This window comes from Spirillospora sp. NPDC048911, assembly GCF_043198015.1.
Lineage (GTDB): Bacteria > Actinomycetota > Actinomycetes > Streptosporangiales > Streptosporangiaceae > Spirillospora.
In genome coordinates this window covers 171,509-194,363 of the sequence record NZ_JBICUD010000007.1, presented here as the reverse complement: position 1 = coordinate 194,363, position 22,855 = coordinate 171,509, and the positions used below count along the sequence as shown (strand labels likewise).

The window sequence follows — 22,855 nt, the reverse complement described above, 5'->3', positions numbered from 1 at the left end:
CTAGGGGATCATGACGAAGCCTCCCGCAGCCCCTGTCGAAGACGCCCCCGCGGACGTTCTGCCGCGACTGCTGCTCGCCCCGCCGTGGACGGTGAACGAGTCGGCCGAGCCGGTCGTCCTCAAAGGACTCAAGCGCCCCAAGCAGCCGACGATCCTGACCTGGCAGCCGGGCGAGCGCGAGGAATGGCTGGAGTTTCCCTACAACGAGGAGAAGCGGGGCCGCTGGGTTCCCCAGCTCACGAGGCAGCCCGACGACACCGACTGGGAGGCCCTGGCAGAGTCATTCCTGAGCGGGCGCGCGCTGTCGGAGTACGACGACAAGGCCCAGCAGCTCAAGGTGATCGAGCTGCTGATGCAGGGGCCGGAGGAGTACGGCCGCGAGCTGCTCGACGACGAGCGCTACTCGGCCCACTTCGAGCGTCTCTGGGTGGCCAAGGGACTCGCTGCGCGTTACGAGATGGCCGCGCTGCCGATGCTGAAGCGCCTGGCGAAGCGGAAGCTCGGCGACATCGCGCAGCTCCTGCCATTCCGGGACGCGGAGATCGCCCAGCTGGTGCTCAAGGAGTGGGACAACCACTACCGCGGCGATGACGCCCGGGCCTGGTTCGACCGGCACGGCCCGGACGGGGTCGCGCTGATCATTCCCGACGTGGTGCGCAGGCCCGGGCCCAAGCGCGAGGTCGCGGAGCAGGCCCTCCGCATGGTCGCGCAGAAGCACGGTCACGACGCCGTCGTGGCGGCCGTTCGCGTCTACGGCGACGAGGCGGCGGACGCGATCGCGAAGATGAGAGTGGAGCCGCTCGACCTCTACCCGGACCCGTTGCCGGAGCTCGCCGAGGACCACGACCCGGCGCGGCTGCCGCGGATCCTGCTGCGCGGCCGGAAGCAGGCGCTGCCCGCCGACGCGACCCGGCACTTCCTCACCATGTTGTCGATCTCCGAGCCCGGCGCCCCGTACGCGGGCGTGGACACGGTCGTCGACCTGTGCGATCCGGAGTCGCTGGCCGAGTTCGCCTGGGCGGTGTACAAGGCGGACCAGTCCTATCCGAGGTGGGCCTCGCCGTGGGTCGAGTTCACGCTGGTGCGGCTGGCCGACGACGAGACCGTCCGCCGCCTCGCGCCGGTGGTCATGCGCTGGTCGCGGCAACGGGTCTGGGACGGTCGCGGCGTCACCGCGCTGGACGTGTTCAGCGCGGTCGGTACCGACGAGGCCTTGCGGCTGCTGCACCAGCTCGCGCAGAAGGCTCAGGACAAGGAGCGCATCCGGCCGTGGGCCGAGGGGAGGCTGAAGCGGGCGGCGGAGGAACGCGGGCTGACGGCCGAGCAGCTCGCCGACCGCCTCGTCCCCGGTCTCGGGCTCGACTCCGGCGGCGGCATGACGCTCGACTACGGGCCGCGCCGCTTCACGGTCGGCTTCGACGAGCAGCTCAAGCCGTACGTGGCCGACGAGGACGGCAAGCGCCGCAAGTCGCTCCCCAAGCCGGGGGCCAAGGACGACGACGTGCTCGCCCCCGCCGCGTACCAGCGCTTCGGGGAGCTCAAGAAGGAGGCGCGGACCGTCGCCGGTGACCAGATCAAGCGCCTGGAGAAGGCGATGGTGACCGCGCGCCGGTGGACGCCGGAGGAGTTCCGCGGGATCTTCCTCGACCACCCGCTGCTCTGGCACATCGCCCGGCGCCTGGTCTGGACGGCCGAGGAGGAGGACGGGAAGACCACCACGTTCCGCGTGGCCGAGGACCGGACGCTGGCCGACGCCGACGACGACGTCTTCACCGTCTCCGCCACGGCGCGGATCGGCCTCCCGCATCCGCTGCTCCTCGGCGACGAACTGGCGGCCTGGTCGGAGCTCTTCGCGGACTACGAGATCCTCCAGCCGTTCCCGCAGCTGGGCCGGGTGACGCACGGCCTGGCCGAAGGGGAGGGCGACGACGGGCGCCTGCGCCGCTTCGAGGGCAGGGACGTGCACTTCGGGACGGTTCTGGGCCTGACCAGGCGCGGCTGGACGCTCGGCGAGAAGGAGACCGGCGGCTACCAGCGTTTCGTCTCCCTCAAGCTCTCGGAGGAACGCAGCGTCGTCGTCGACCTCGACCCCGGGATCCGGGTGCTCACGCCCGACGAGCACCCTGTCCAGCGGATCGAGCAGGTGGGGCTCTTCGCCGCGCGCTACTCCCGTGCCGCCCACCCGTTCGGAGGGCTGGACCCGGTCACGCTCTCGGAGACGCTCGCCGACCTCGCCACCCTCACCGAGATCACCGAGCCCCGCTGAGGGCTGCCGAGGGCCGTCGCCCGCTGCGGGCTCTGGCTCAGTCTCTGGCGGGACCCGCGTCGACCAGCGTGAAGGACGCCGTGGCGCGGGTCTCGCCGTTGACGATGATGTCGAGCTCGCGCGGGCCCGGCGGCTCGGCCCGGGTGGTGACGGGGCGGAACGAATGGGACCTGGTCACCGTGAACGTCTCGCCCGGGACGGCGGCCTCGCGCTCGGCCAGATGGAAGACGCGGCGGGAGCCGTCGCGGCGGACCGCGTACTTGAGCAGGAGCGGGCCGGCCGCGGCGGCGCTGACGACGACGGTGAACGGCAGCTTGCCGCCGATGGCGACCTCGTCGCCCGCGAGGCTGAGCGACTCGACCGCGCCGTTGCCGGGCGCGGCGCCGAGCAGGATGAGGGCCTCGGGGTGGCCGGCGCGGACGAGGCCGCGGACGGCATGCCGGACGACGCGTTCGACGTGCGAACCGCCCTCGGAGCGCCACCGGCCGAGCAGGGCGAGGGCGGCATCCGGGTGGTCTTTGGCGATGTCGTTGACGTGGTTGGCGACGGATCGCCGCACGTATTCGCTCGGGTCGTCGCGGAGCCGGTCGAGGATGGGCAGGGTGGGGCCGGGCTCCATCAGCCAGCGCACCCGGGTGGCCCACGGGAGCCGTGGCCGGGAGCCCTCGGAGGCGAGCCGGCGCAGGTGCTCGTCCTCGGCCCCGGCCCAGCCGTCCATGATCTTGAGCGCGTCGTCGCGGTATCGGTCGAGATAGGGCCGGACGGCGAACTCTCCGGTGGAGAAGGGCGTCAGCACCGCCAGAGTCGTCATCGCGTCGTCGAGATGATCGTGGCCGTGGGCGCCCACGAAGTCGGTGGCGGGCCAGCCGCTCCACATGTCGAGCCGGACGCGGGTCGTCGCCTCGCGCAGCACGGCGGCCGCCCTGGGGAAGGGCAGCTCCAGCGTCTCGTGCAGTGCCAGTGACACCCGCCTGACGCGGTCTTTGAGCTCCAGCCCGCCGAGATCCGCGAGCGCGGTGGCGACGAAGCGGTCGCGGGGGAACGGGGCGTGCGCCGCCGCGACGCCGTCGGCGAGGAGCCCGACGGACGTCCGGTTGACCATCTCTTTGAGCGGTTGTGCCACGGGCGCCAGAGTGCCAGACACGTCCGACAGTTCCGCGCCCCGCCGCCGCGCGGCGTCCTGCCGCTACACGCTCGACGCGACCGGGGAGCCCGCGGCGTTCAGGTCGTAGAGGCCCGCGAGGATGTCGTACGAGCGGAGCCGGTCGGCGTGGTCGTAGACCATGGTGGTGACCATGACCTCGTCCGCCTTGGTGCTCTCCAGCAGCGCGTCCATCTGGCCGCGGACGGTCTCGGGGCCGCCGACGACCTGGGAGTCGAGCCGCGCCTGGATGACCTCGCGCTCGAACGGGGTGTACGGGTGCTCGGCGGTCTCCGCCGGGCTCGGCAGCAGGCCGGGACGGCCCTGGCGCAGCCGCAGGAACGACAGGGCCTGCGGCTGGGCGAGCTCGCGGGCCTGCTCGTCGGTCTCCCCGGCGGTGACCGACACGGCGATCAGCGCGTACGGCTCCTGGATCGCGCCGGGCCGGAACGACTCGCGGTAGATCCGCAGTGCGGGGAGCGTGTTCTCGGCGCTGAAGTGGTGCGCGAACGCGAACGGCAGGCCCAGCAGACCGGCGAGGCGGGCGCTGTAGCCGCTGGAGCCCAGCAGCCACACCGGCGGCTCGTTGCCGGCGGCCGGGGTGACCTTGCTCTGCGCGCCGAAGTAGGCGCGCAGCTCGTGCACCTGCTCGGGGAAGTCGTCCGCCGACAGCGCGTCCGGCGAGCGGCGCAGGGCGCGGGCGGTGGCCTGGTCGGTGCCGGGCGCGCGGCCGAGGCCGAGGTCGATGCGGCCGGGATAGAGCGCCTCCAGCGTGCCGAACTGCTCGGCCACGACCATCGGCGCGTGGTTGGGCAGCATGATCCCGCCCGACCCCACCCGCAGCCGCTCGGTGGCCGCCGCGACCTGGCCGATGAGCACGGCCGTCGCGGAACTGGCGATCCCGGGCATCGCGTGGTGCTCGGCCAGCCAGTACCGGTGGAAGCCGAGGCCCTCGGTGTGCCGCGCCAGATCGAGGGTGTTGCGCAGGGCTTGGCCGGAGCTCGAGCCGCTCACGACGGGGGACAGGTCCAGGACCGAGAAGGGGACGCTCATGAACGGTGACAACCTCCCGGTCATCCGCCCTCTTCCCGGCGGACGGGAAGAGAGCGGAGCGTCACACCGGGCGATCGCTCAGTAGCCGTCGCCGCATCCGGGGGGCGGCGGGTAACCGGAGCAGGAGCCGCTGCCCTCGCCACCGCCGCTGGTGGTGGTCGGGGAGGGCGTGGGCGTCGGCTCTTCGGTGTGCGTGGGCGTCGGGGTCGGCGTGGGCGTCCAGGTCCGGGTGTGCGTGGGCTCGGGGGTGGGGGAGTAGCCGCCGGTCTCCGTCGCGGTGTGCGTCGGTGAGGGGGTCGTCTCCGGGGTCTCCGAAGGCTCCACGGACTGGGACGTGGTCGCCGTCGGGAGAGGCGTCTGGTTGTTGGTCGTCCTGCCCTTGGCGTCGCGTTCGAACTGCGGGGCCAGCAGGACCAGGCCGGTCAGCAGGGCCGCCAGCACGGTGGCCGACACCGCCCACAGCGCGGTCTTGCGGTTCTTCTTCGGCTGCTGGGCCCGCAGCGGGTCGATCGTGATCTGGTGGGCGACCGGCACCTGGTGGAACGCGGCGGCCGCGGGCGCTGGCCCCGGCGGCGGCGGAGCGTAAGGCGGGAGCGGGTTGGGCGGGAGCCCGTGGGCCGGGGCCGCGTAGGGCGGGAGCGTGGGCTCGGGCGTCCGCTGCGCCGCCAGGTCGTGCCCGGCCTGGAGCATTCCGGTCATGGCCGTCTCGTCACGTCCGGCCTCGTACGGGACGGGCGGCGGCGGCGCGGCCTGGTGGTGGGCCGGGGGCACGGACGTGGCCGGTGCGGCGTCGTGGCCGAGCAGGGACATCAGGACGTCGCGCGCGTCGGGACGGTGGGCCGGGTCCTTGATGAGGCAGCGTTCGACGATGGTGCGCAGCGGCCCGTCCAGGTCGCCCAGGTCGGGCTCGCCGTTCAGGACGCGGTGGATGACGGCGGGCAGGTTGTCGGCGCCGAACGGCGTCCTGCCGGTGGCGGCGAACCCCATGGTGGCGCCCCAGGCGAAGACGTCGATGGAGGGCCCGGCGCGTTCGCCCCGGACCTGCTCGGGCGCCATGTAGACCGGCGTGCCGACCATGCCCGCGGTGTTGGTGGTGGCGTCCAGCGCCCGGGCGATGCCGAAGTCGATGACGCGGGCCCCGGCCGAGCCGAGCAGCACGTTGCCGGGCTTGAAGTCGCGGTGCACGATGCCGGCCTGGTGGATCGCCACCAGCGCCGTGATCGTCCCGACCGCGACCCGCTGCAGCGAGCCGCCGGTCAGCGGGCCCTCCGTGGAGACCTGCTGGTGCAGCGAGGGGCCCGAGACGTACTCGCTGACGATGTAGGGCCGCCCGTCCTCGACGTCCACGCTGAGGACCTGCGCGGTGCAGAACGGCGCGACCCGCATGACGACCTCGAACTCGCGGAGGAACCGCGAGCGGGCCCGCTCGTTCTCGTTCAGCTCCGCGTGCAGCAGCTTGATCGCGACCTGCCGCCCGGTGGCCGGGTCGCGGCCCAGGAAGACGGCCCCCTGACCACCTTCACCGAGCCTGCCGACCAGCTCGTAACCGCCCAGCCGGGCCGGATCGTTCGCGCGCAGAGCCGCCATTCCGTGTGCCCCGTCCCGCCGGGTTCTCGGGGCCGCCGCTGGACGACGCCAGCGATCGGACGGCCTACCCGGTCTCCCTTCCTTCGATGCGTGGGACGGGCGGTCTGGTTCGCGGTGATTTCCTCCCTAGCGGGAGTTGAACGCGATCACGACACCGGTGCCGATCGCGACCGGGATCAAGGGAAGGACCGAGACGCACAGCCACGACCACAGAACCATCGTCCTGGCGCGGCCGGGGTTGGCCTCGAACGTCTCCTCGGACTTGGCGTAAAGGATGGCGCCGGGGAACAGGAGCGGGAAGAAGGCGATCATCGTCCACAAGCCGAGCAGAAAGGCGACGACCTGGGCGCCGCGCGTATAGGTCCCGTCGGGACCGATGCCGAGTCCGAGGCTGGCGGGTGCGGTGGGGGCGGCCGCGTTCATCTGTGACCTCGCTCACATAGGGTAAGCGTGATCATATGCTCACGAACCAGATTCGGGATAGCCCCCGGAAACGGCGAAGCCGGGCGATCCCGAAGATCGCCCGGCTCCGGCCATGATGCGGCTCAGCGCAGCCGCAGCCCGATCAGGACGGGGTCGTGGTCGGACGAGCGGAACGCGTCCGGCTGGTAGAGCGCGGGCGGGTTGTACTCGGTGTTGTAGTCCATAGTGATCAAGGGACCCCCAGGTAGATGACCAGAGAGACCAGGCCACCAACCCCACGGGGAAACCCAGGGGAAGTACGTCAGGCTGCGAACCTGGCGAACAGTCGATCCGTACGGCTCCACAGCCGTTCGTCGGGACGCTCCCAACGGTCTCCGTACTCCGTCATCGTGATCATGACGTCAGAGTGGTTGAGAGCCACCTTGACCTCACCAGGCGAGGCGCCGTCCTCGATCATCTTGACCGCGAAGTAGTGCCGGAGGCGGTGAGGACCGTTGCCCTTACGGGACCAGCCCAGAGAGTCCAGCATCTTGTTCCAGTGAGACAGGAAGAGTTGGCCGTACAGAACGAGCCCTGTCGCGGACACGGTGACCATCTCGACAGTTTCCGCTGGCTCGATCCCGCCTTCCCACTCCACGGTCATCGTGACGGAGTTCTCTCGATGCTTCTTGAGGGCCTCCACGGCTGCCGGATGCAGCCGGATGGTGAACGGACGTAGGGTCTCGCCCTTCTCGCCCTTGAGGCGGCAGAACTTGCCGTACTGCACCTGACGATCTATGTAGGCGGTTCCCTTGTCGAGATCGATCCGATCCCACGTCAGGGCGAACGCCTCGCCACACCTGATACCCGTGGTGGCCATGATGAGGACCATAGGTCGGAAGCGATGATCGACGGCCTTGAGAATGAGATCTACTTCCTCATCCTCGAACGGATGGTTCTTGCTCTTCGGCTTCGGAGGAAGCTTGATGTTGTTCTTCCTGCCGATCGGCAGGTCAGTGATGACTCGGTCCCGCTTGGCCTGGTAGAACAGCGCAGCTACGTAGCCCATGAACATGCGCACTGTGCCCGGTGACCGGAAACTCGTCATCCAGTTGACGAACTCCTGAACGTCGGACGGTGTGATCTCGTCCATCCAGCGCCCCTCGAAGTGAGGGATGAAGTAGTTCCGGATGATGTTCTTGGCGTTCTTGACCGTGTTCGGCTTGCCGGTTGCTTGAAGCTCGATCCAGCGTTCGCCGTAGGCCTCAGCCTTAGCGCGCTTGCGCTCCTTCTGCTGCTTGACGAAGTAGTCCGGATCGTTGATCTCCCGATCCTTCGCCTTGATCTGCGACTCGCAGATCTTCTTGGTGCTGAACGTCCCACCTGACAGAAGGCGAGGCTTGCCATTCTGCGTGGCAGTCTCAGAGCCCGGTTCCTCGTACTTGAAGAACCACTTCCTATTGCGCTTATACGGACCGAAGGTGTTGTAGTTCTTCTTCGGCACGAGACGTCCTTTCGAGAGGACGTCCCTCCGTTTCCCTGTTGACTTGTCAAGGATCGTGATCCCCAGCGAGGGGAGCCTCATCGTAGCGGCAGAGGGCGGGCCCTCCAAGCCTTGATCCTGAGGTTCCCCAGGTGAGCACAGGAGGCGCTCAGGCCCGCTGTGCAGGGCCGTCTAGGGTACTTGGACGTGTTCCAGGTAGCCTCAGCCCGAGCACAGTCCCCACGACCCCCTGAAGCCTCACTTGGTCCCCCCGCAGCCAGGACAGGCCTTCCTCATGCAACAGAGGTAATGCATGTCGAAAGAAGAAGACGTTCTGGCCCTTGCTCGTGCGGTCGCCAAGCACGGCGGTAACGCCCTCTTGATCGCAGAGAACAACACCTATGCGGGATGGGTGAGTATCGAGGAAGCGGTGAAGAGCGGTAAGGCATTCGCGGTCGAGCCCAAGCCTGGCTTGGTTGCGTTGGACCTAGATAGCGCTGAGCTTGCCGCTAAAGGCCTGAAGGTGAAGGCGTGGGCGGAGGAATACCTTCAGGCTCAAACGGTCCTTGTGGCCTCAGGGAGAGACAGGCACAGACATCTGTGGGTTCGTCTGCCATCTGGAATGACCAAAGAGGAGTTCAGGAATCTCCTTGGCCAGAACTACGAGTTCCCTTACGAGAATCTTCGCCATACGCAAGCGACGAGACCCCCGCTTTCTCCACACAGGTCGGGTCTTCCCGTGTACCTCGTCGATCCGGCCTCCGTTGAGGAGGCCCTAGAACGCCTGGGGCCAGCCGACGGTGCCGGGAAGGCACAACTCCCCAAGGGACTTACCGGCAAGTGGGCGAGGCTTCTCAAGGACGGCGACACAGAAGGTAAGTACGAAGGGCGTCACCAGGTAGAGGCCGCCATCGCACAGGCGGCCGTCAGGGCTGGCCTCTCCAAGGAGTGGTTCATCAGCGAGGTGACCGACCGACGTAACAAGGGCGGTGCCAAGTCCCAGGAGATCGAAGAGAGGCATGGCCGACAGGTCGCCTTCAAATCTGCTGGTAAGACCTACGACAACGCAGCCCGTTGGGTGACTCAGAATGATGTCACTCCCACCTTCGATCTAGAGACCTTCAAGGAGAAGATCAGAGCCTTCCGAAAGGCGGCTGAACAAGCCGCCTTCACCCGAAGCACAGACAGAGATGTTCTGCTAGCTCTGATCAGACATGGAGAGAAGCACTCCTCCTACTCGCCCATGGCGAGTGTAAGAGACCTAGAGGTGGAGTCCGGCAGGGCTATCGACACAGTACGTAGAGCACTTCAGAGACTCGTAGAACAAGACTGGCTCACTAAGGGTGAGCCAGTAGGAGAGACTGACACTTACACCTTCAACCTAGAAATGAGTGATAAATCTAGTACATACTCATCTCTAGGGGGGGACAGAAAGAGTATGTACTAGTAATGTTGCACATCCTCTGTTCACGTCCTCCAAGGGCCTGACTGGTAGACCTGCCGAGGTCTGGGCCAAACTACCGACGTCTTTCGTCGGTATGAGTGACGCGGTGAAGCTGACAGGCCTCAAGTCTCACCAGATTCGAGCGGCGGTAAAGAAGCTTGCAGCCTTCGGCCTCGTTGAGATTGAGAAGGGAACGGGGCCTAAGGGCGGAAACCGCTACCGCAGTGTCGACGTCAGCTCGGAGCATCTGGACCAACTGGCCGACGAGTTGAACATCCATGAGGATCAGTACCTCAAGAAGGTGCGCATCGAGCGTCAGAGGGCCGCTTATTCGGCCTCTGGGGATTCGGCTAACCAAGCGGCAGGGTGAACATCTCCTGAGGCTCCTGGGTCCTCCGTGGCCTTCTCAGGGCCACGGAGGGTGCCCTGAGTCGTCTGGTCAGCTCGCCTCTTGAACAAGTGAGAAGGCTGCGACTGTGAGTCGTTGCCTGTCCGGCAGGCTCAAGCTCGATGAGTCGTCTATGCCCTCCTGGTGAGCCAGGAGGGCGGCAACCGTGTTCAGCTTCCGTGCCCACTGCTCATAGGCCATGGCAACCGCCACACCCTCAAGGCCTACGGGGTGCTGAACAGAGGTACTTATGTCCAGGAAGCTAATGCCATGCTCGGCCATCAGCCTCGCGAGAATTGCGAAGATCTCTTGGGCCTCTGCAACGGCCTGATCTAGCTGCGACATCCGAACCGTCCTACCGGCCGTCTCCGCCACGAAGCGTTGCGACGAACTGTCGCCATCCACTCCGGCCTACCAGGACCACGGGGCCATCCTGGTCTGTCGAGTCGCGTACGGCTATGAATCCCGATCCGTTCGCCACCTCTACACACCCGTCTTGGTCCAGTGCCTCACATCGCGAGGACTTGCGGAATTTCAGGGTCGCCAACGTTGGCCTTCTTTCTTGGGAGCTGGGGGCAGGCACAGGCGAACGCCACGTACGCAATGCCGAACACTTGGACTGAGCACCAACCGGCGTCTATGACACTGATTGCCCATTGGTAGCCCGCACGGTCCCCGGTCTGCTGGCCGTCGTTCACGAGGAAGTCTCGAAGCACAGAACGTGCTGACTCCCTATCCATCCGTTCCGGCGTTGTCTGTATATGACCGCTGCGCGTGGTCATGACGTGCCAGTGGTCAGCAACGCCGGGGAAGGGCCTCATTAGCCCGTAGCCCTCTCGGGAGTCAGGACGAAGGCGATCCGATCGGCCGCGCTTTCGATGTGCCTCACAGGGCAAATGGGCCCACTCCAAGACCACATGTAGAACAGTTCACCGTCCCACATTGAGCAACTGATGTCCTCGGCCAGTTGAGCAACTTGCTCATTGACAATCCGGACATACGAGTAATCAGTTGTGGCATGGATGACCCCTGCCTTGAAGCCCCGCTCGTCCATGATTCGTTCCAGGGCTTCAAGGTGAGCCGTCACGCTCACTCCGTCGATGCGCATACAGCAACGCTAGAGAGAGGTCTGTGTCACCTCAATCATTATTCTCGTTCCCGCATAAACTCAGTCGCGGAAGGATCGAGCCCAGGCGGCCAGGAGAATTCTCGCATCGTCATTGAAGGATGCGAGTCCTCCAAAGAGGGAGAACAGTTGACGGTGATACGCAACGTCCTTCGGATCACGCATGATGATTGCGCCGTTGAACGTCTCGGCGGTGGCCAGGCGGTTGTCATACACGGTGAAGGTGTTCATTGGCCCTCTAGGCGAATGAACGCCAAGCGGGATTACGCCTATCTGGACATTTGGCAAGTGGGAGAGGGAGGCCAGCCTGTCAATCTGTAGGGCCATGAGGGTGGGAGGCAGGATTGCCCAGCGGATGGCAGATTCTACGATGATGAAGTTGAACGACTTCGACTCGTCATACAGAACCGTCTGACGTTCCAGCTTCTTCGCCACGGCTTTTGAGGTGTCTGCCGGTGAATGACTGAGGCTGGCCCGGATATATTCCGGTGTGGCGATGAGTGCAGTTATCATCGCGGGCAGAAAGAAGCGCAACTCCTGGGCGCCTGTTTCGAGGCTTGCCAGCTCGTGCTGTCGCTTCTCCAATCCCTTGCGGAGGAGTGAGCGAACGTCCCGAAATTCTGTGTTGGCCATCCTGGTCAGGGCGACGACTTCGGCTACTAGATCTTGAGGAGCATTGACAGCTCGAAGAATGCGTTCGACATCGACCACAGAGGGTAGAAGTCTGCCCGTCTCGATCTTAGAAACCTTGCTTTGGCTCATGGCGCACTTCAAGGCCAGGCTCTGTCCGGTGAGCCCGGCCTCTTTGCGAAGTGTCCGCAGGGTGGCGGCTAGATCGCTCTTACGTTGCCCTAGTTCTTCCGGTTCGAGCACTACCCTTGCCAGTACTCTGGGAATGGGATCGCGCCGTCAAGTGCAAGATCCCGGTATCGTTTGTACTGCTCTATGTCTGGATTGTCGATCAGTTCGCGGCCGATCTGTGTACCGTCTGGCCGATATAGCATCTTCACGACCTGCTTCTCATCGAGCATCCAGAAGTCGTGATCTGGCAATCCTGGATCGGGTCTGTCTGTGAGGTCGAGAATTCGGATGTCCTCACCCGCCTTGCAGTGAGGTCGGTAGTATTCGAACTCGAATCTCAAGTAATCGGTGAGAGGTCTGCGTACTACATGTACGCGGCCGATGGTGCGGCCAGAAGCTATGTGGCCTGCAACCCGTTCCATCCATCCCGACCAGTAGTCGTCAGGAAGTCTTTCTCCTGCGAGATATCTCGCTAGCCCGTCTGTCTCCTGCGGCATGGTATAGACCGGGTGCAACTCCAGCCGCCATGCGGAGTGCTTGTAGCTGTCGAAAAAGTCTCGCCAGTCACTTCCCTCCAAGCGCACGTGCTGCCTCCAGGATGAGATTCGCTGGGATGCGGACTATCATTTCTCCGTCCGGAGTGGGAATGTGCGTCTGATGGTAGCCCTGAACGTCCACCATGCCATCGGGAGCGATAGCTATCTGGGGACAATCATCCTCAGTGCAGTCGGGACCCGCGATGATCCGTCCTAGCTCCATTTCTCTCCCTCTCGTCCGGCTCTGAGCACGAAATTAGGCTCAGTATCCCCGCAGGTCAACACTGCACAGGAATATTCCCGTCCTTGAATATCTGGGGTGGTGTGGCGTCCTAGCTCAAGTCCCAGACCCGTACAGAGCGGGAGAACCCTGCCCCAGGCGGGGCCTATGGGGTTGGGGACCGGGTATTACCCCACCTCCCGAGGAACGGGGGACTTTGGGGGATTTGCTAGGGGCGACTCTATGAGGGAGGTGGGGCACTGGCCTTAAATCCACGGGGTCAAGTGGGTGTGCGGTGCCGGAGTCGGGGCACCTGCTCTCCCTCTCTGGTTCGGGCGGTAGATCGTGAGGAGCCGTACGGGCGGGGCGTCGTCTGGGACGTCCTGAGATCGTCTCTCCCTGACGTTCTCGGTCACCTGGTGGCATGAGAGAGCCCCGCACGGTTGAGGCCGTACGGGGCTCTGGGATCTCCGCCTCTTGAGGGAAACCTCGGGGAAACGGAGAGACGTAGGTCGGTTTGATCTAGGTCAGTTGGTTGGTCGGTCGGGTGTTGCTCGTTGGCTTGCGTTTGTCCTGGTCAGCGCAGCCGCAGCCCGATCAGGACGGGGTCGTGGTCGGACGAGCGGAACGCGTCCGGCTGGTAGAGCGCGGGCGGGTTGTACTCCTGGTTGTAGTCGAGGATGGTCGGCTCGTCGCTGTTGATGTGCCAGATCGTGGCGTCGGACACGCGCCGGGCCAGGCCCTTGCCCGCCAGGGCGTGGTCGAGCTCGCCGGACAGGCCGTCGAAGACGTAGCTGTAGCGCTGGGCCGGCTTGACGTGGCGTTCGGTCAGGCCGACCAGGCCGCTCGCGGTGAGGGTTTTGATCGGGTCCTCGGCGGTGTAGGCGTTGAGGTCGCCGAGGACGAGCGGGTTGGTCTCGGTCTTGGCCAGCTCGGCGATCGCGTTGGCCTGGGTGACGCGGCGGGCGTTGAAGCAGCTCTGGCCGTCGCCCTGGTCCTGGTCGGGGCCGGTGGCGCCGCCGCAGCCCTTCGACTTGAAGTGGTTGACGATCATGGTGAACGCGGCGCCGCCGGTGGGGCGGCGGAAGGTCTGGACGAACGGCGGGCGCTCGAAGACCGGTGCGGTCGAGGAGCGGGGCGCGCCGACGGGCGTCAGCTTCGCGGGCTTGTAGATCAGCGCGACGTGGATCTCGTCGGTGCCCGGGTTGGGGTGCTTGATCCACGAGTAGGTGTTCGCGCCGACGGCCGCGTTGAGCCGATCCACGAGGGCCTTGACGGCGGTGTCGCCGTTGTTCTCGACCTCCATGAGGCCGACGGCGTCGGCGTTCAGGCCCTTGAGCGCGGCGACCAGCTTGGTGAGCTGGCGCTCTTGTTCAGTGGCGGTGTCGGCGCCGCGCTTGTCGAGGGTGGTGAACCAGTTGAGCGTGTTGAAGCTGGCCACCTTGACGTCGCCGCCGACGTTCTCGGGCTTGGCGGGACGCGGGTTCGTGCGGGCGAAGCGCACGGACTGGGTCGGCTGCAGCCGGTAGGTGTTGAAGCCGTAGCTCAGGACGCCGGTGAGGTTGCTGGTCGAGTCGCCGATGCGCAGCACGCGCGGGCTCGTGAACGGGACGGGCTCGGGGTTCTGCACCGTCGAGCCGTCGTCGAGCAGGAGGCGGCGGGCCTCGTTGGCCGGTTGGGTCGCGCCATGGCCGTCGGTCGGCTGGAAGAGCCGACCCTTGGCTGAGAGGGACACTTCGCCGTACTGGCCGAGCCGGTAGGTCTCGGTCGCGGTGAGCTTCTGCTGGAAGCGGACCAACACCCCTTCGTACGACTCCAGGCTTGCGCCCTTGGGCAGCGGGAGACGTGCCTTGGCGGGCTTCACCCTGCCGGTGCCGCACACGTCCACGGCGGTGACAGGAGAAAGCTCGGTGAGACCGTTGAACTCGATGGCCTTGCCAGTGGCGAGCACGCGGTCGCCGACCTTGACGTCCTTCGTCGAGTAGACGAACAGGCCGTCGGAGGTCTTCGCGTCCTTGTCCGGGGTCGCGTCCTGGATGAAGAAGCCCTTGAGCTGGTCGGCCGCCTGGAAGTCGCCCGTGACGACCCCCTCCACCCGGACCGTCTGGCCACTGACGGGGCCGGCGTCACCGGCGCCCTGGACCTGGGCGATCTGGTGGGTGGCGGGGGTGGAGCACGCGTCGGGCTCCGCCGCCCGGGCCGCATGGAGGCCGGCGGTCGTGACGAGGCCGGCCGCCAGTGCGGTCGTGAGTGCTGCTGCTGTTCGGCGCATGGGCCGGACATTAGGGCGGATGTGGCGCGGAACGGAAAACGGTTGGCGAAGATGTCACCAATTTGTCATTTACGGTGTGTTTTGGGGTGTCGTGAGGAGTTCAACGAGGCGGGCGAGACCGTCCGCGCCGTGGCCCTCGGCGACCGCGCGATCGAGCAACGCCTGGAACGGGACGAAGAGCTCGGGGCTGACGCCCTGCTCCCTGCTCGCCTCGATGAGGTTGGGGAAGCCCGCCGCGTTGTTGGTCAGGCTGGAGACGTCCGTCACGTAGTCGCCGGAGTCGATGTCGGCCGCCTGCCCCGGGAGGCCGGCCATCATGGCGGTCATCCACGACCGCACCATCGGCGTGAACTCCGACGCCTTGACGCCCTCCGTGCGGAGGAGCGCCACCGAGTGGTAGTAGCCCGCGAACATCCCGTACATCGCGGTCAGCAGGCCGAGGTCGTAGAGCGCCGCCAGGCCCGGGTCCGTGCCGACGTACCGCGCCGCGCCGAGGCCGCCGAGCACGTCCTTGTGCGTGTCGAACGCCTGCCGCGACCCGCTGTAGAGGATCAGCGCCTCCGGCTGGGAGATCATCGGCGGGACGGCCATGATGCCGCCGTCCACGTACTCGCCGCCGCGTGCCGTCACCAGTTCCGCCAGTTCGCGGGCCTGCCGGGGCGTGCCATTGGTGAGGTTGACGACCGTCTTGCCCGCGAGCGTCTCAGCGGCGGTGCCCAGCACCTCCCGGACGTTCTCGTTCACCGACAGGCAGACGACGATCAGCGGGCTCGCCGCGATCGCCCCGGCCGGCGTGGCCGCCCGGCTCGCGCCCTTGGCCACGAGGGTGCCGGCCTTGGCCGCCGACCGGTTCCAGACGGTGGTGGTGCGGCCGGCCTTCAGGAACGCCTCGGCCAGCGCCGTGCCCATCAGCCCCAGGCCCATGACCGTCACATCGTTCGTCATTGAGAGATCTCCTCTGATCGCGTGGCGTTCATTCGCCCGCCACGGACCTCACCTTCGGCGAGCGGGCTTCGGGTGGGATTCGGGTGTCCTTCGGCTGCAATACGGTGAGTGACATGCGCTTCGGGGTGCTCGGTCCGTTGGAGGTGCGGACGGAGGACGGCGAGCGGGTGCGCGTGCCCGACCTCAAGGTCCGCGCCCTGCTGGCCGATCTGCTGGCGCACCGGGGCCGGCCGGTCCCGGCGGACCGGCTGATCGACGACCTGTGGACGGGCGGGCTCCCGGCCAACCCGGCGGCGACCTTGCAGGCCAGGGTGTCGCAGCTGCGCAAGGTCCTGGCGGAGGCCGAGGACGGCGCCCGGGAGCTGGTCGTCTCGCGCCCGCCGGGATACGCCTTGCGGGCGGAACCCGGAGCCGTGGACGCCGAACGGTTCGAGGAGCTGGTCAGGCGGGCGCGCGAGACGGGCGACCGGCGGGCTTGGGCGGAGGCACTCGGGCTCTGGCGCGGCGACGCGTACGCCGACTTCGGCGACGCGGAGTTCGCGCGCGCGGAGATCGACCGGCTTGAGGAGCTGCGGCTGGCCGCGATCGAGGAGTGGTCCGAAACCGATTCCGAGGCAGCCTCCGGGGCGGGCTTCGGCGCCGCCGCGCTCGGCGCCCTGGTTGCCGCGCATCCGCTGCGTGAACGGCTGCGCGCCGCGTACATGCGCGCCCTCTACCGCGCGGGCCGCCAGAGCGAGGCGCTCGCGAGCTTCCAGGACCTCCGGGAACGCCTCCGCGACGAGCTCGGCCTCGATCCCGGCCCGGAACTCGTCGCCCTCCAGCGCTCGATCCTCCACCACGACGCCCGTGCCCGGACGAACCTGCCCGCGCCCGTCAGCGCGCTCGTGGGCAGGGACGAGGCCGTACGCGACGTCCGGGCTCTGGTCGGTGAGGGGCGCCTCGTCACGCTCACCGGTCCGGGTGGCGTGGGCAAGACCCGGCTGGCGGTGGAGAGCGCGCGCGGGCTGGAGGAGGAGTACGGGGACGGTGTCTGGCTGGTCGAACTGACGGCCCTCAGCGCTCCGTCCGTCGAGGATGTGGCGTCGGCCGTCAACGCGAGCCTCGGATTGCGCGACGAGGCCGCCGAGCGCTCGTCGCCCGCCGGCCGGCTCGTCGACGCCCTCGCCGGGCGCCGGACGCTGCTGATCCTGGACAACTGTGAGCACGTGATCGAGCCGGTCGCCGCGCTGGCCGCGCGGTTGCTGCCGGCCGCGCCGGAGCTGCGCCTGCTCGCCACGAGCCAGGAGCCGCTGGGGATCTCCGGCGAGCAGGTTTGGCCGGTTCCGCCGCTGGAGACGCCTTCGGCGGTGGAGCTCTTCGTGGCGCGGGCGGCGGCCGCCGCGCCGGGATTCCAGCTCGGCCCGGACGGTACTGAGTCCGCCGAGGCCGTCGCCGCCATCTGCCGGCGCCTCGACGGGCTTCCGCTGGCCTTGGAACTCGCCGCCACCCGCGTCCGCGCGATGGACGTGACCGAGCTGGCCGGCCGCCTGCACGACAGGTTCCGCCTGCTGTCGGCGGGACGGCGCGACGCGCCGGCCCGCCAGCGCACCCTCCGAGCCATGATCGACTGGAGCTGGGAGCCGCTGCCGGAGCCGGAACGGGCCGTCCTGCGCCGTCTCGCCGTGCATGCCGGCGGGTGCACGCTGGAGGCGGCCGAGCAGGTGTGCGCCGGGGGCGGGATCGAGGCCGGGGACGTCCTCGGCCTGCTCGCACGGCTCGTCGACCGGTCGCTGGTGGTCCGGGCGGACGGCCGCTACCGCCTGCTGGAATCCGTCGCCGCGTACTGCGCCGAACGGCTGGACGAGGCGGGTGAGCGGGCGGCGGTGCTGCGGCGGCGCGACCGCTACTACACCGAGCTGGCCGAACGGGCCGCGCCGCGGCTGCGAGGACGTGACCAGCGGCGATGGCTCGACCGGCTGAACGCCGAGACCGCCAACCTGCGTGCCGTCCTGCGCGAGGGCCATCCGGAGCCGGCGTTGCGGCTGGTGAACGCGCTGAGCTGGTACTGGTTCCTGAGCGGACGCCTGGACGAGGCGCGCCGGGCGCTGACCGCCGCGCTCTCCACGGCGGGCGGCCCCGCGCCCGCCCGCGCGAGGGCGGCCGCGTGGCTGGCCGGTTTCACGATGCTGGAGGGGGAGGGCGCCGACCGTACGGCACTGACCGAACGGGCTCTCGACGGCCTGCGGGACGGACGGGCCGAAGCGGAGTGGCTGCTGGGCTTCGCCCGGACCGGTTTCGGCGACGTCCCCGCGATCGACGAGCTGCTCACCCGCGCCCTGACCGGCTTCCGGGCCGAAGGCGACCGCTGGGGGCAGGCCGCCGTGCTGGTCACCCGCGCGGGCCAGGCCATGGCCCGCGGTGAACTCGCCTCGGCGTCGCGCGACGGCGAGCGGGCCATGGCGTTGTTCCGCGAGGCCGGCGACCGCTGGGGGCTCCTCCAGGCGACCGAGGTGCTCGGCGTGCTGGCGGAGGCCGTCGGCGACTACGAACGCGCCGGACGGCTGCACCGCGACGGGCTGGCCATGGCCGAGGAGCTCGGTTCGTACGCCGAAGTCTCGTACAAGCTCTCCAGGCTCGGCCGGATCGCGCTCCTCACCGGCGACTACACCGAGGCCGCGGAGCTGCACGAACGCGGTAGACGGATCGCCGCCGGGCGGTCGCACAAGCGGATGGAGCAATTCGCCGAGATCGGCCTGGCCCTCGTGGCCCGGCGGCGCGGCGACCTGGACACCGCCGAACGGTATCTGCGCACGTGGGTCGGCTGGATCCGGGAGGTGGACGGCGTCCCCGGCCTGGCACTCGTGCTCGCCGAGCTGGGCTTCGTCGCCGAGCAGAACGGCGACGCGCGTACGGCGGAGGAGCTCCACTCCGAAGGCCTGGCCGCAGCCCGTTCGACCGGAAACCCGCGTGCGGTCGCCCTCGCCCTCGAAGGACTGGCCGGGGTGGCCGCGCTCGATGGACGGCCGGCCGAGGCCGCCCGTCTCCTCGGCGAGGCCGCCGCCGCCCGCGCCGCGGCCGGCGCCCCGCTCCCTCCGGCCGAACGCGGCGACGTCGACCGGATCACCGCGACCGTCCGCGCTGCCCTCGGCGACGAGGAATTCACGGCGAGCTTCGCCGCCGCATTCACCAGCGGCTCCGGATCAGAGCGGACGCCTTCCCGGACTCCTTGAGGATGTCGGCGACGAAGCGGCGGCGCCGCACGCCCAGCGTTCCAAGCGCCCGGCCGTGATCGGCCGCGACGATGATCGCGGCGCCGAACACCAGGACCCGCCAAAGGGCGATGACCGTCCGGCTGGTCTTTCGCAAACGATCGCAATGGAACGGGATGTGCCGTTCTTCGTCGGCGTGGATCCGGCGTGCGACCTCGGCCGTCAGCGGGTCGTCCGTGCCGTCCCGGAGGGCCTGGTAGTAGCGCAGCGCGACCAGCTCGGCGACCATCAGCACCAGCAGCTCGACCCGCAGGCCCATGGCGCGCCGCACCGTCACGAAGATCGCGTCGCTCCAGTGGTGCGTGATCGTCGGCGCGCCCGCCGCCTGGAGGAGCAGCCCGAGCAGGCGCGCGTGGTTCTTCTCTTCGGCGATGAAGAGCCGGGCCGCCGCCGAATAGTCGGCGTCGCCCGCCTGTTCCGCCTTGCGGATCAGGTTGGCGCCGTCGCCCGCCTCGCCGACCTGGAAGCGCTGCAGGCTGTGGACGAGTGCCGAGTTCAGCCGTGCGCCGCGCGTCCAGTCGGGGTCCGGAGTCCGGCTGCGAGCGGCCGCCGCGTCCTCGAAGCGCCGGCGCCAGCCAAGCACTTCATCCGTATTTGTGAGCTTTGTAGAAACCGGCATGGTGTCCTCCTGTTTCGGGGCGTTGCCGGTCCTACTCAATTCGCCATATGTGGAGCGCTCGCCCTCGAATCGTGGAGAGACTGTGCAGAAAACCATTTCTGCTCGATTACCGAAGTCGGTCATGATGTCGGGAATGAAACTTCGACTCGCGGGCGGCGTGGTGGCGGGGCCGGGCCTCGACGCCTGGACGCCCCGGCCGTCCGGCCCCGCGAGGATCACCACGGCGGCCGGCGTGCCGCCGGGCACGGCCATCGCCCTCGGCCCCGAGGGCGCCGCCGACGAAGCGGTGCGGGACGCGGTGGCGCGGCTGGCCGGGCTCGTGGAGGCCGGTGGCGTCGTCGCGGCGGGCGCCGGGGTCGACCTGGGCGAGGGCTTCCGGTCCGCCCGCCTCGACGGGGCCCGCGGAGATCAGCGCGATGCCGTGCTGGCCGCCCTCAAGGTCCTCGGCGTCGAGGAATCGGGGCGGCTGGGCCCGCGAGCCGGCGTCCTGGTCGCCCTGTTCGGGCCCGACGCGACCAAGCGGGTCGGCGCGGCCGCGACCCGGGCGATCGCGGACGGCCGCTGGGCGGCGCTCCATCTCGCCTCGGCCGCCAGCGACCTGCTCGGCCCGGAGCAACTGGAGCAGGTCCTCGCGCTCACCGAGCCGGAGTGCGGCGGCCTCATCCCCGGTGGCCTGCCGTCGATGCTCGCCGCCAACCTCCGTCCCGTGCTGGAGCCGATGCCCGGTCCCCGCCGCCTGCAACTACTGCTCGGCCTGTGGGACGCGGTCTCGGCCCACGTGATGGCGCGTCACCTCGCCCGTGTACGGCGCGAGCGGCGGCTCGCGACGCAGGCGCGCCAGGAGCGGCTGGGTGACCTCCGGAAGCGGCGGAAGGCCTACGAGGACGAGCAGATCCTCTTGCAGGTCAAGTACTCGCTGAACGACATGAACCCGTCGATGGCCGACATCGCGCGCTGGTCGCCGCCCCACCACTACTGGTACCTCGTCCTCAAACGGCTGCTCAACGACGCGCTGGCCGCCACGGCCCTGCTGCGCACGGCCTCGGCGGTCGGGGACCACGGCATGGCGGAGGGGCTGGCCCGCTCCCGGACGATCCTCGACGCCGCCGCCTCCAGCTTCACCGACGAGCACATGGAGACGCGCAAGTCCACCGGCCTGCCTCCCCGCCCGCTCCGCTACGTGCGCGACATCCAGCGCGAGCTGCACAAGGGGACCCCGCGGTCGGAGGCCCGGCTCGCGGGCTACGCGAAGCAACGCCTCGCCCGTGCCCGGGACTACGCGCAGGTCACCATCGAGTCGATCAAGGACCTGCTGGACCGGGAGCTGCCGGTGCCCGACGACGTGCTGGCCAAATGGGTCACCTTCGGCCTGGACGGCTGGCGGGAACTGGCCGGCTACGTCCGGCCGCCCGCCGAGTGGGACGGGCAGCAGCCCTGGGCGGGTCAAATACCGGGCCTGGGCGCGCCGCTCGCGACCCGCCTCGCCGACGACCCGGCGGCCACGGAGGTCGTCGGTGACTTCCTCTGGTACGCCGACCTGATCGACGAGCTCGCCCGCCTGCACGGACACGACGCCGCCGCGATCGACCCGAACCACTATCCGTGGTTCGATCATGACCCGCCGCCCCCCGAGCCGGAGCCGCTGACGCCGCGCCTCGACTCGATCCCGCTCGCGGTCTCCGGCGCCGCCCAGCTGGTGGGGCTCGGCGCCGCCGCTCACGGCGCGAGGACGTGGCAGGCCCTGGTCGACGGTCTCCGTTCGGGCACCACGATCGCCGAGGCACTCAACGGCGAGTTCACCGTTCCGCCGCCCCTCGACGCCGTGGACGGCACGCCCGTCCCGGGCACCGGAGCGCGCGTCCGCGTGGCCCGCACCGCCCGGACGCTGGCCGAGTGGTCCGACTACATGGGCAACTGCATCGCCAGCACGCACTACGTCGAGGCCGCCACGGCAGGACGAAGCGCACTCCTCGCCCTCTACGACAAGGACGACCGTGTCCTCGTCAACGCGGAGCTCGTCCCCACGCGCTCCGGCTGGCACGTCCGCGAGGTCGCGGCGCGCTTCAACGACACGCCCGACGCGGCCCTCGAAAAGCGCTTCCGCCGCTGGGTCTCGGCCCTCCCCGGCCTGACCCGGGACGAGCCCGAGCCGCCGTCCCCCGACTGGGCGCCGCCGGCCCGCCGCCGCGTCCGTCCCCGCCTCGCCCAGGACGTCGGGCCCCGCCTCGGCGAGCTCGCCACCCGAGCGTGGAAAGACCAGGTCACCCCGTCCATCATGGCCACCCTGGCGGCCGTCGCCGAGACCACGCCCGAGGCCGCGCTCACGGAGCTGCGCCGCATGTCGGCCGCCCAACTCCAGAAGGCCTGCCTGCGCGCCGACGCGGCCGACCTCTGGGCGGCGACGTCCGTCCGCCCGCTCGAAACGGTCGTGTCCGAGCACTTCGACCAGCTCGGCCTGCTCCAGGAGCACAAGCCGCTGCCGCGAGCGTTCCGCCAGCTGGTGCGCCTGCCCGCGGTGGCGCCCGCCTACTCGCTCGGCCTGGTCTCCCACCGCATCCGCGCCGCCATGGGCGATCTCGCGTGCCGGGACGAGCTGACCCTGCCCCGGCGCACCCCGGCCCCGATGCTCTGCGCGCTCCTCGTCGCGATCACATGCCGTACCCCCGCGATCGACCTGACCCCCATCACGCCGCCGCGCACCGTCACGATCCCCGGCTTCCCCGTGACGGCCCTCGGCGACGAAGAAGGCCCGTGGCAGAGGGCCTTTCCAGAGGCTCGCGAGCTCGGCGCCGACACGGCCGTCTTCTGGGAACGCATCGCCGAGCACGGCCTTCGGATCCCCGCTCGCTGGCTGGGTCCGGGAGGCTGGCCCGTCCTGTGGGCGAGCGCTAATTCGCCGCGTCGGCAGCGCTAGTTCGCCGCGTCGGCGATGACCTCGACGACCTGCCGCGCGGTCTCGGTCGGCAGGGGCGCCCTGGCTCCCCGCCACTTGCGCCGCGCCGCGATCCCCGCGACGGCCGCTCCACCACCGAACGTGGCGGCCGCGACGAACGCCGCCGCCTCCGGCGGCAGCCGCTTCTCCAGCAAGAGGACACCCAGCCGGTAGGACGCGGCGGCCGACAACATCCCGAGCCCACCCGCGACAGCGCCGAGCCTCAACGCGGGCACATGCTCCCTGGCCTTCTCCGCCATCTCCCGCTGCGCCGCGCCGACCACATAGTGGGCGAGCTCGAACCTGTCACCGGCCTCCTCCACCTGACGTGACTCGCTCATGGCCGTGCTTTACCCCGCCATTCCCCTCGAACACGCATTCCCGCCCATCTC

The 22,855-nt window shown here is 68.8% G+C and carries 19 protein-coding genes; 5 read left to right on the top strand and 14 right to left on the bottom strand.

Features of this window, described 5'->3' with window-relative positions:
* Window positions 1-10 precede the first annotated feature (10 nt).
* Window positions 11-2,266 (top strand): DUF4132 domain-containing protein, encoded by a 2,256-nt coding sequence (locus ACGFNU_RS30475; RefSeq protein WP_392599142.1) that lies wholly within the window; start codon window positions 11-13, stop codon window positions 2,264-2,266.
* A gap of 37 nt (window positions 2,267-2,303) precedes the next feature.
* On the opposite strand, the gene ACGFNU_RS30470 is transcribed toward ACGFNU_RS30475, so the two are convergent.
* The 5 genes from ACGFNU_RS30470 to ACGFNU_RS30450 form a co-directional block, all read right to left on the bottom strand.
* On the bottom strand, window positions 2,304-3,389 hold the full coding sequence (locus ACGFNU_RS30470) for a DNA alkylation repair protein (protein ID WP_392599141.1): 1,086 nt from the start codon (window positions 3,387-3,389) through the stop codon (window positions 2,304-2,306).
* Between the two features lie 63 nt (window positions 3,390-3,452).
* The gene (locus ACGFNU_RS30465) at window positions 3,453-4,460 is read right to left on the bottom strand and encodes an LLM class flavin-dependent oxidoreductase (protein ID WP_392599139.1); all 1,008 of its coding nucleotides are present in this window, start codon (window positions 4,458-4,460) and stop codon (window positions 3,453-3,455) included.
* 78 nt (window positions 4,461-4,538) lie between these two features.
* On the bottom strand, window positions 4,539-6,047 hold the full coding sequence (locus ACGFNU_RS30460) for a serine/threonine-protein kinase (RefSeq protein WP_392599138.1): 1,509 nt from the start codon (window positions 6,045-6,047) through the stop codon (window positions 4,539-4,541).
* 126 nt (window positions 6,048-6,173) lie between these two features.
* Window positions 6,174-6,470, bottom strand: a complete 297-nt coding sequence (locus ACGFNU_RS30455; protein WP_392599137.1) for a hypothetical protein — start codon at window positions 6,468-6,470, stop codon at window positions 6,174-6,176.
* 301 nt (window positions 6,471-6,771) lie between these two features.
* A complete protein-coding gene (locus tag ACGFNU_RS30450) occupies window positions 6,772-7,953 on the bottom strand; it encodes a tyrosine-type recombinase/integrase (protein ID WP_392599136.1) in 1,182 nt (393 codons plus the stop codon).
* Between the two features lie 292 nt (window positions 7,954-8,245).
* Between ACGFNU_RS30450 and ACGFNU_RS30445 the strand changes: the two genes are divergently transcribed.
* Both ACGFNU_RS30445 and ACGFNU_RS30440 read left to right on the top strand, forming a co-directional pair.
* A complete protein-coding gene (locus ACGFNU_RS30445) occupies window positions 8,246-9,379 on the top strand; it encodes a hypothetical protein (RefSeq protein ID WP_392599135.1) in 1,134 nt (377 codons plus the stop codon).
* 91 nt (window positions 9,380-9,470) lie between these two features.
* Window positions 9,471-9,746: a hypothetical protein gene (locus ACGFNU_RS30440; RefSeq protein ID WP_392599133.1), complete on the top strand. Its 276-nt coding sequence runs from the start codon at window positions 9,471-9,473 to the stop codon at window positions 9,744-9,746.
* Window positions 9,747-9,815: 69 nt separating this feature from the next.
* Here ACGFNU_RS30440 and ACGFNU_RS30435 read toward each other — a convergent pair whose 3' ends face one another.
* From ACGFNU_RS30435 to ACGFNU_RS30405, 7 genes are all read right to left on the bottom strand, one after another.
* Window positions 9,816-10,109 carry a hypothetical protein gene (locus ACGFNU_RS30435; protein WP_392599131.1) on the bottom strand — a complete coding sequence of 98 codons (294 nt, stop codon included), beginning with the start codon at window positions 10,107-10,109 and terminating at the stop codon, window positions 9,816-9,818.
* A 10-nt stretch (window positions 10,110-10,119) separates the two neighbouring features.
* Window positions 10,120-10,347 (bottom strand): DUF397 domain-containing protein, encoded by a 228-nt coding sequence (locus ACGFNU_RS30430; RefSeq protein WP_392599129.1) that lies wholly within the window; start codon window positions 10,345-10,347, stop codon window positions 10,120-10,122.
* Window positions 10,348-10,584: 237 nt separating this feature from the next.
* On the bottom strand, window positions 10,585-10,872 hold the full coding sequence (locus ACGFNU_RS30425) for a hypothetical protein (protein ID WP_392599127.1): 288 nt from the start codon (window positions 10,870-10,872) through the stop codon (window positions 10,585-10,587).
* 60 nt (window positions 10,873-10,932) lie between these two features.
* Window positions 10,933-11,763, bottom strand: coding sequence for a helix-turn-helix domain-containing protein (locus ACGFNU_RS30420; RefSeq protein WP_392599125.1), 831 nt, complete (start codon window positions 11,761-11,763; stop codon window positions 10,933-10,935).
* Window positions 11,763-12,275, bottom strand: coding sequence for a DUF6879 family protein (locus tag ACGFNU_RS30415; protein ID WP_392599123.1), 513 nt, complete (start codon window positions 12,273-12,275; stop codon window positions 11,763-11,765). The genes ACGFNU_RS30420 and ACGFNU_RS30415 overlap by 1 nt, the downstream gene beginning before the upstream one ends.
* Window positions 12,276-13,024: 749 nt before the next feature.
* Window positions 13,025-14,719, bottom strand: a complete 1,695-nt coding sequence (locus ACGFNU_RS30410; protein WP_392599121.1) for an ExeM/NucH family extracellular endonuclease — start codon at window positions 14,717-14,719, stop codon at window positions 13,025-13,027.
* A 69-nt stretch (window positions 14,720-14,788) separates the two neighbouring features.
* A complete protein-coding gene (locus tag ACGFNU_RS30405) occupies window positions 14,789-15,664 on the bottom strand; it encodes an NAD(P)-dependent oxidoreductase (RefSeq protein ID WP_392599119.1) in 876 nt (291 codons plus the stop codon).
* Window positions 15,665-15,777: 113 nt separating this feature from the next.
* On the opposite strand from ACGFNU_RS30405, the gene ACGFNU_RS30400 reads away from it, so the two are divergent.
* Entirely contained in the window at window positions 15,778-18,873 is a 3,096-nt protein-coding gene (locus tag ACGFNU_RS30400; RefSeq protein ID WP_392599117.1) for a BTAD domain-containing putative transcriptional regulator, read from the top strand.
* Here the strand turns inward: ACGFNU_RS30400 and ACGFNU_RS30395 are convergent.
* A complete protein-coding gene (locus tag ACGFNU_RS30395; protein ID WP_392599116.1) occupies window positions 18,827-19,654 on the bottom strand; it encodes a ferritin-like domain-containing protein in 828 nt (275 codons plus the stop codon). The genes ACGFNU_RS30400 and ACGFNU_RS30395 overlap by 47 nt on opposite strands.
* A 10-nt stretch (window positions 19,655-19,664) precedes the next feature.
* Between ACGFNU_RS30395 and ACGFNU_RS30390 the strand changes: the two genes are divergently transcribed.
* Entirely contained in the window at window positions 19,665-22,445 is a 2,781-nt protein-coding gene (locus ACGFNU_RS30390; RefSeq protein ID WP_392599114.1) for a hypothetical protein, read from the top strand.
* Here the strand turns inward: ACGFNU_RS30390 and ACGFNU_RS30385 are convergent.
* Window positions 22,442-22,804, bottom strand: a complete 363-nt coding sequence (locus ACGFNU_RS30385; RefSeq protein WP_392599112.1) for a phage holin family protein — start codon at window positions 22,802-22,804, stop codon at window positions 22,442-22,444. The two genes, ACGFNU_RS30390 and ACGFNU_RS30385, sit on opposite strands and share 4 nt — an antisense overlap.
* Window positions 22,805-22,855 lie beyond the last annotated feature (51 nt).

Excerpts from the sequence above, each read along its gene's own strand:
- ACGFNU_RS30475 (WP_392599142.1), top strand. The coding sequence starts at position 11 with ATGACGAAGCCTCCCGCAGCCCCTGTCGAAGACGCCCCCGCGGACGTT.
- ACGFNU_RS30465 (WP_392599139.1), bottom strand. The coding sequence starts at position 4,460 with ATGAGCGTCCCCTTCTCGGTCCTGGACCTGTCCCCCGTCGTGAGCGGC.
- ACGFNU_RS30460 (WP_392599138.1), bottom strand. The coding sequence starts at position 6,047 with ATGGCGGCTCTGCGCGCGAACGATCCGGCCCGGCTGGGCGGTTACGAG.
- ACGFNU_RS30455 (WP_392599137.1), bottom strand. The coding sequence starts at position 6,470 with ATGAACGCGGCCGCCCCCACCGCACCCGCCAGCCTCGGACTCGGCATC.
- ACGFNU_RS30445 (WP_392599135.1), top strand. The coding sequence starts at position 8,246 with ATGTCGAAAGAAGAAGACGTTCTGGCCCTTGCTCGTGCGGTCGCCAAG.
- ACGFNU_RS30440 (WP_392599133.1), top strand. The coding sequence starts at position 9,471 with ATGAGTGACGCGGTGAAGCTGACAGGCCTCAAGTCTCACCAGATTCGA.
- ACGFNU_RS30435 (WP_392599131.1), bottom strand. The coding sequence starts at position 10,109 with ATGTCGCAGCTAGATCAGGCCGTTGCAGAGGCCCAAGAGATCTTCGCA.
- ACGFNU_RS30425 (WP_392599127.1), bottom strand. The coding sequence starts at position 10,872 with ATGCGCATCGACGGAGTGAGCGTGACGGCTCACCTTGAAGCCCTGGAA.
- ACGFNU_RS30410 (WP_392599121.1), bottom strand. The coding sequence starts at position 14,719 with ATGCGCCGAACAGCAGCAGCACTCACGACCGCACTGGCGGCCGGCCTC.
- ACGFNU_RS30405 (WP_392599119.1), bottom strand. The coding sequence starts at position 15,664 with ATGACGAACGATGTGACGGTCATGGGCCTGGGGCTGATGGGCACGGCG.
- ACGFNU_RS30400 (WP_392599117.1), top strand. The coding sequence starts at position 15,778 with ATGCGCTTCGGGGTGCTCGGTCCGTTGGAGGTGCGGACGGAGGACGGC.
- ACGFNU_RS30395 (WP_392599116.1), bottom strand. The coding sequence starts at position 19,654 with ATGACCGACTTCGGTAATCGAGCAGAAATGGTTTTCTGCACAGTCTCT.
- ACGFNU_RS30390 (WP_392599114.1), top strand. The coding sequence starts at position 19,665 with ATGAAACTTCGACTCGCGGGCGGCGTGGTGGCGGGGCCGGGCCTCGAC.
- ACGFNU_RS30385 (WP_392599112.1), bottom strand. The coding sequence starts at position 22,804 with ATGAGCGAGTCACGTCAGGTGGAGGAGGCCGGTGACAGGTTCGAGCTC.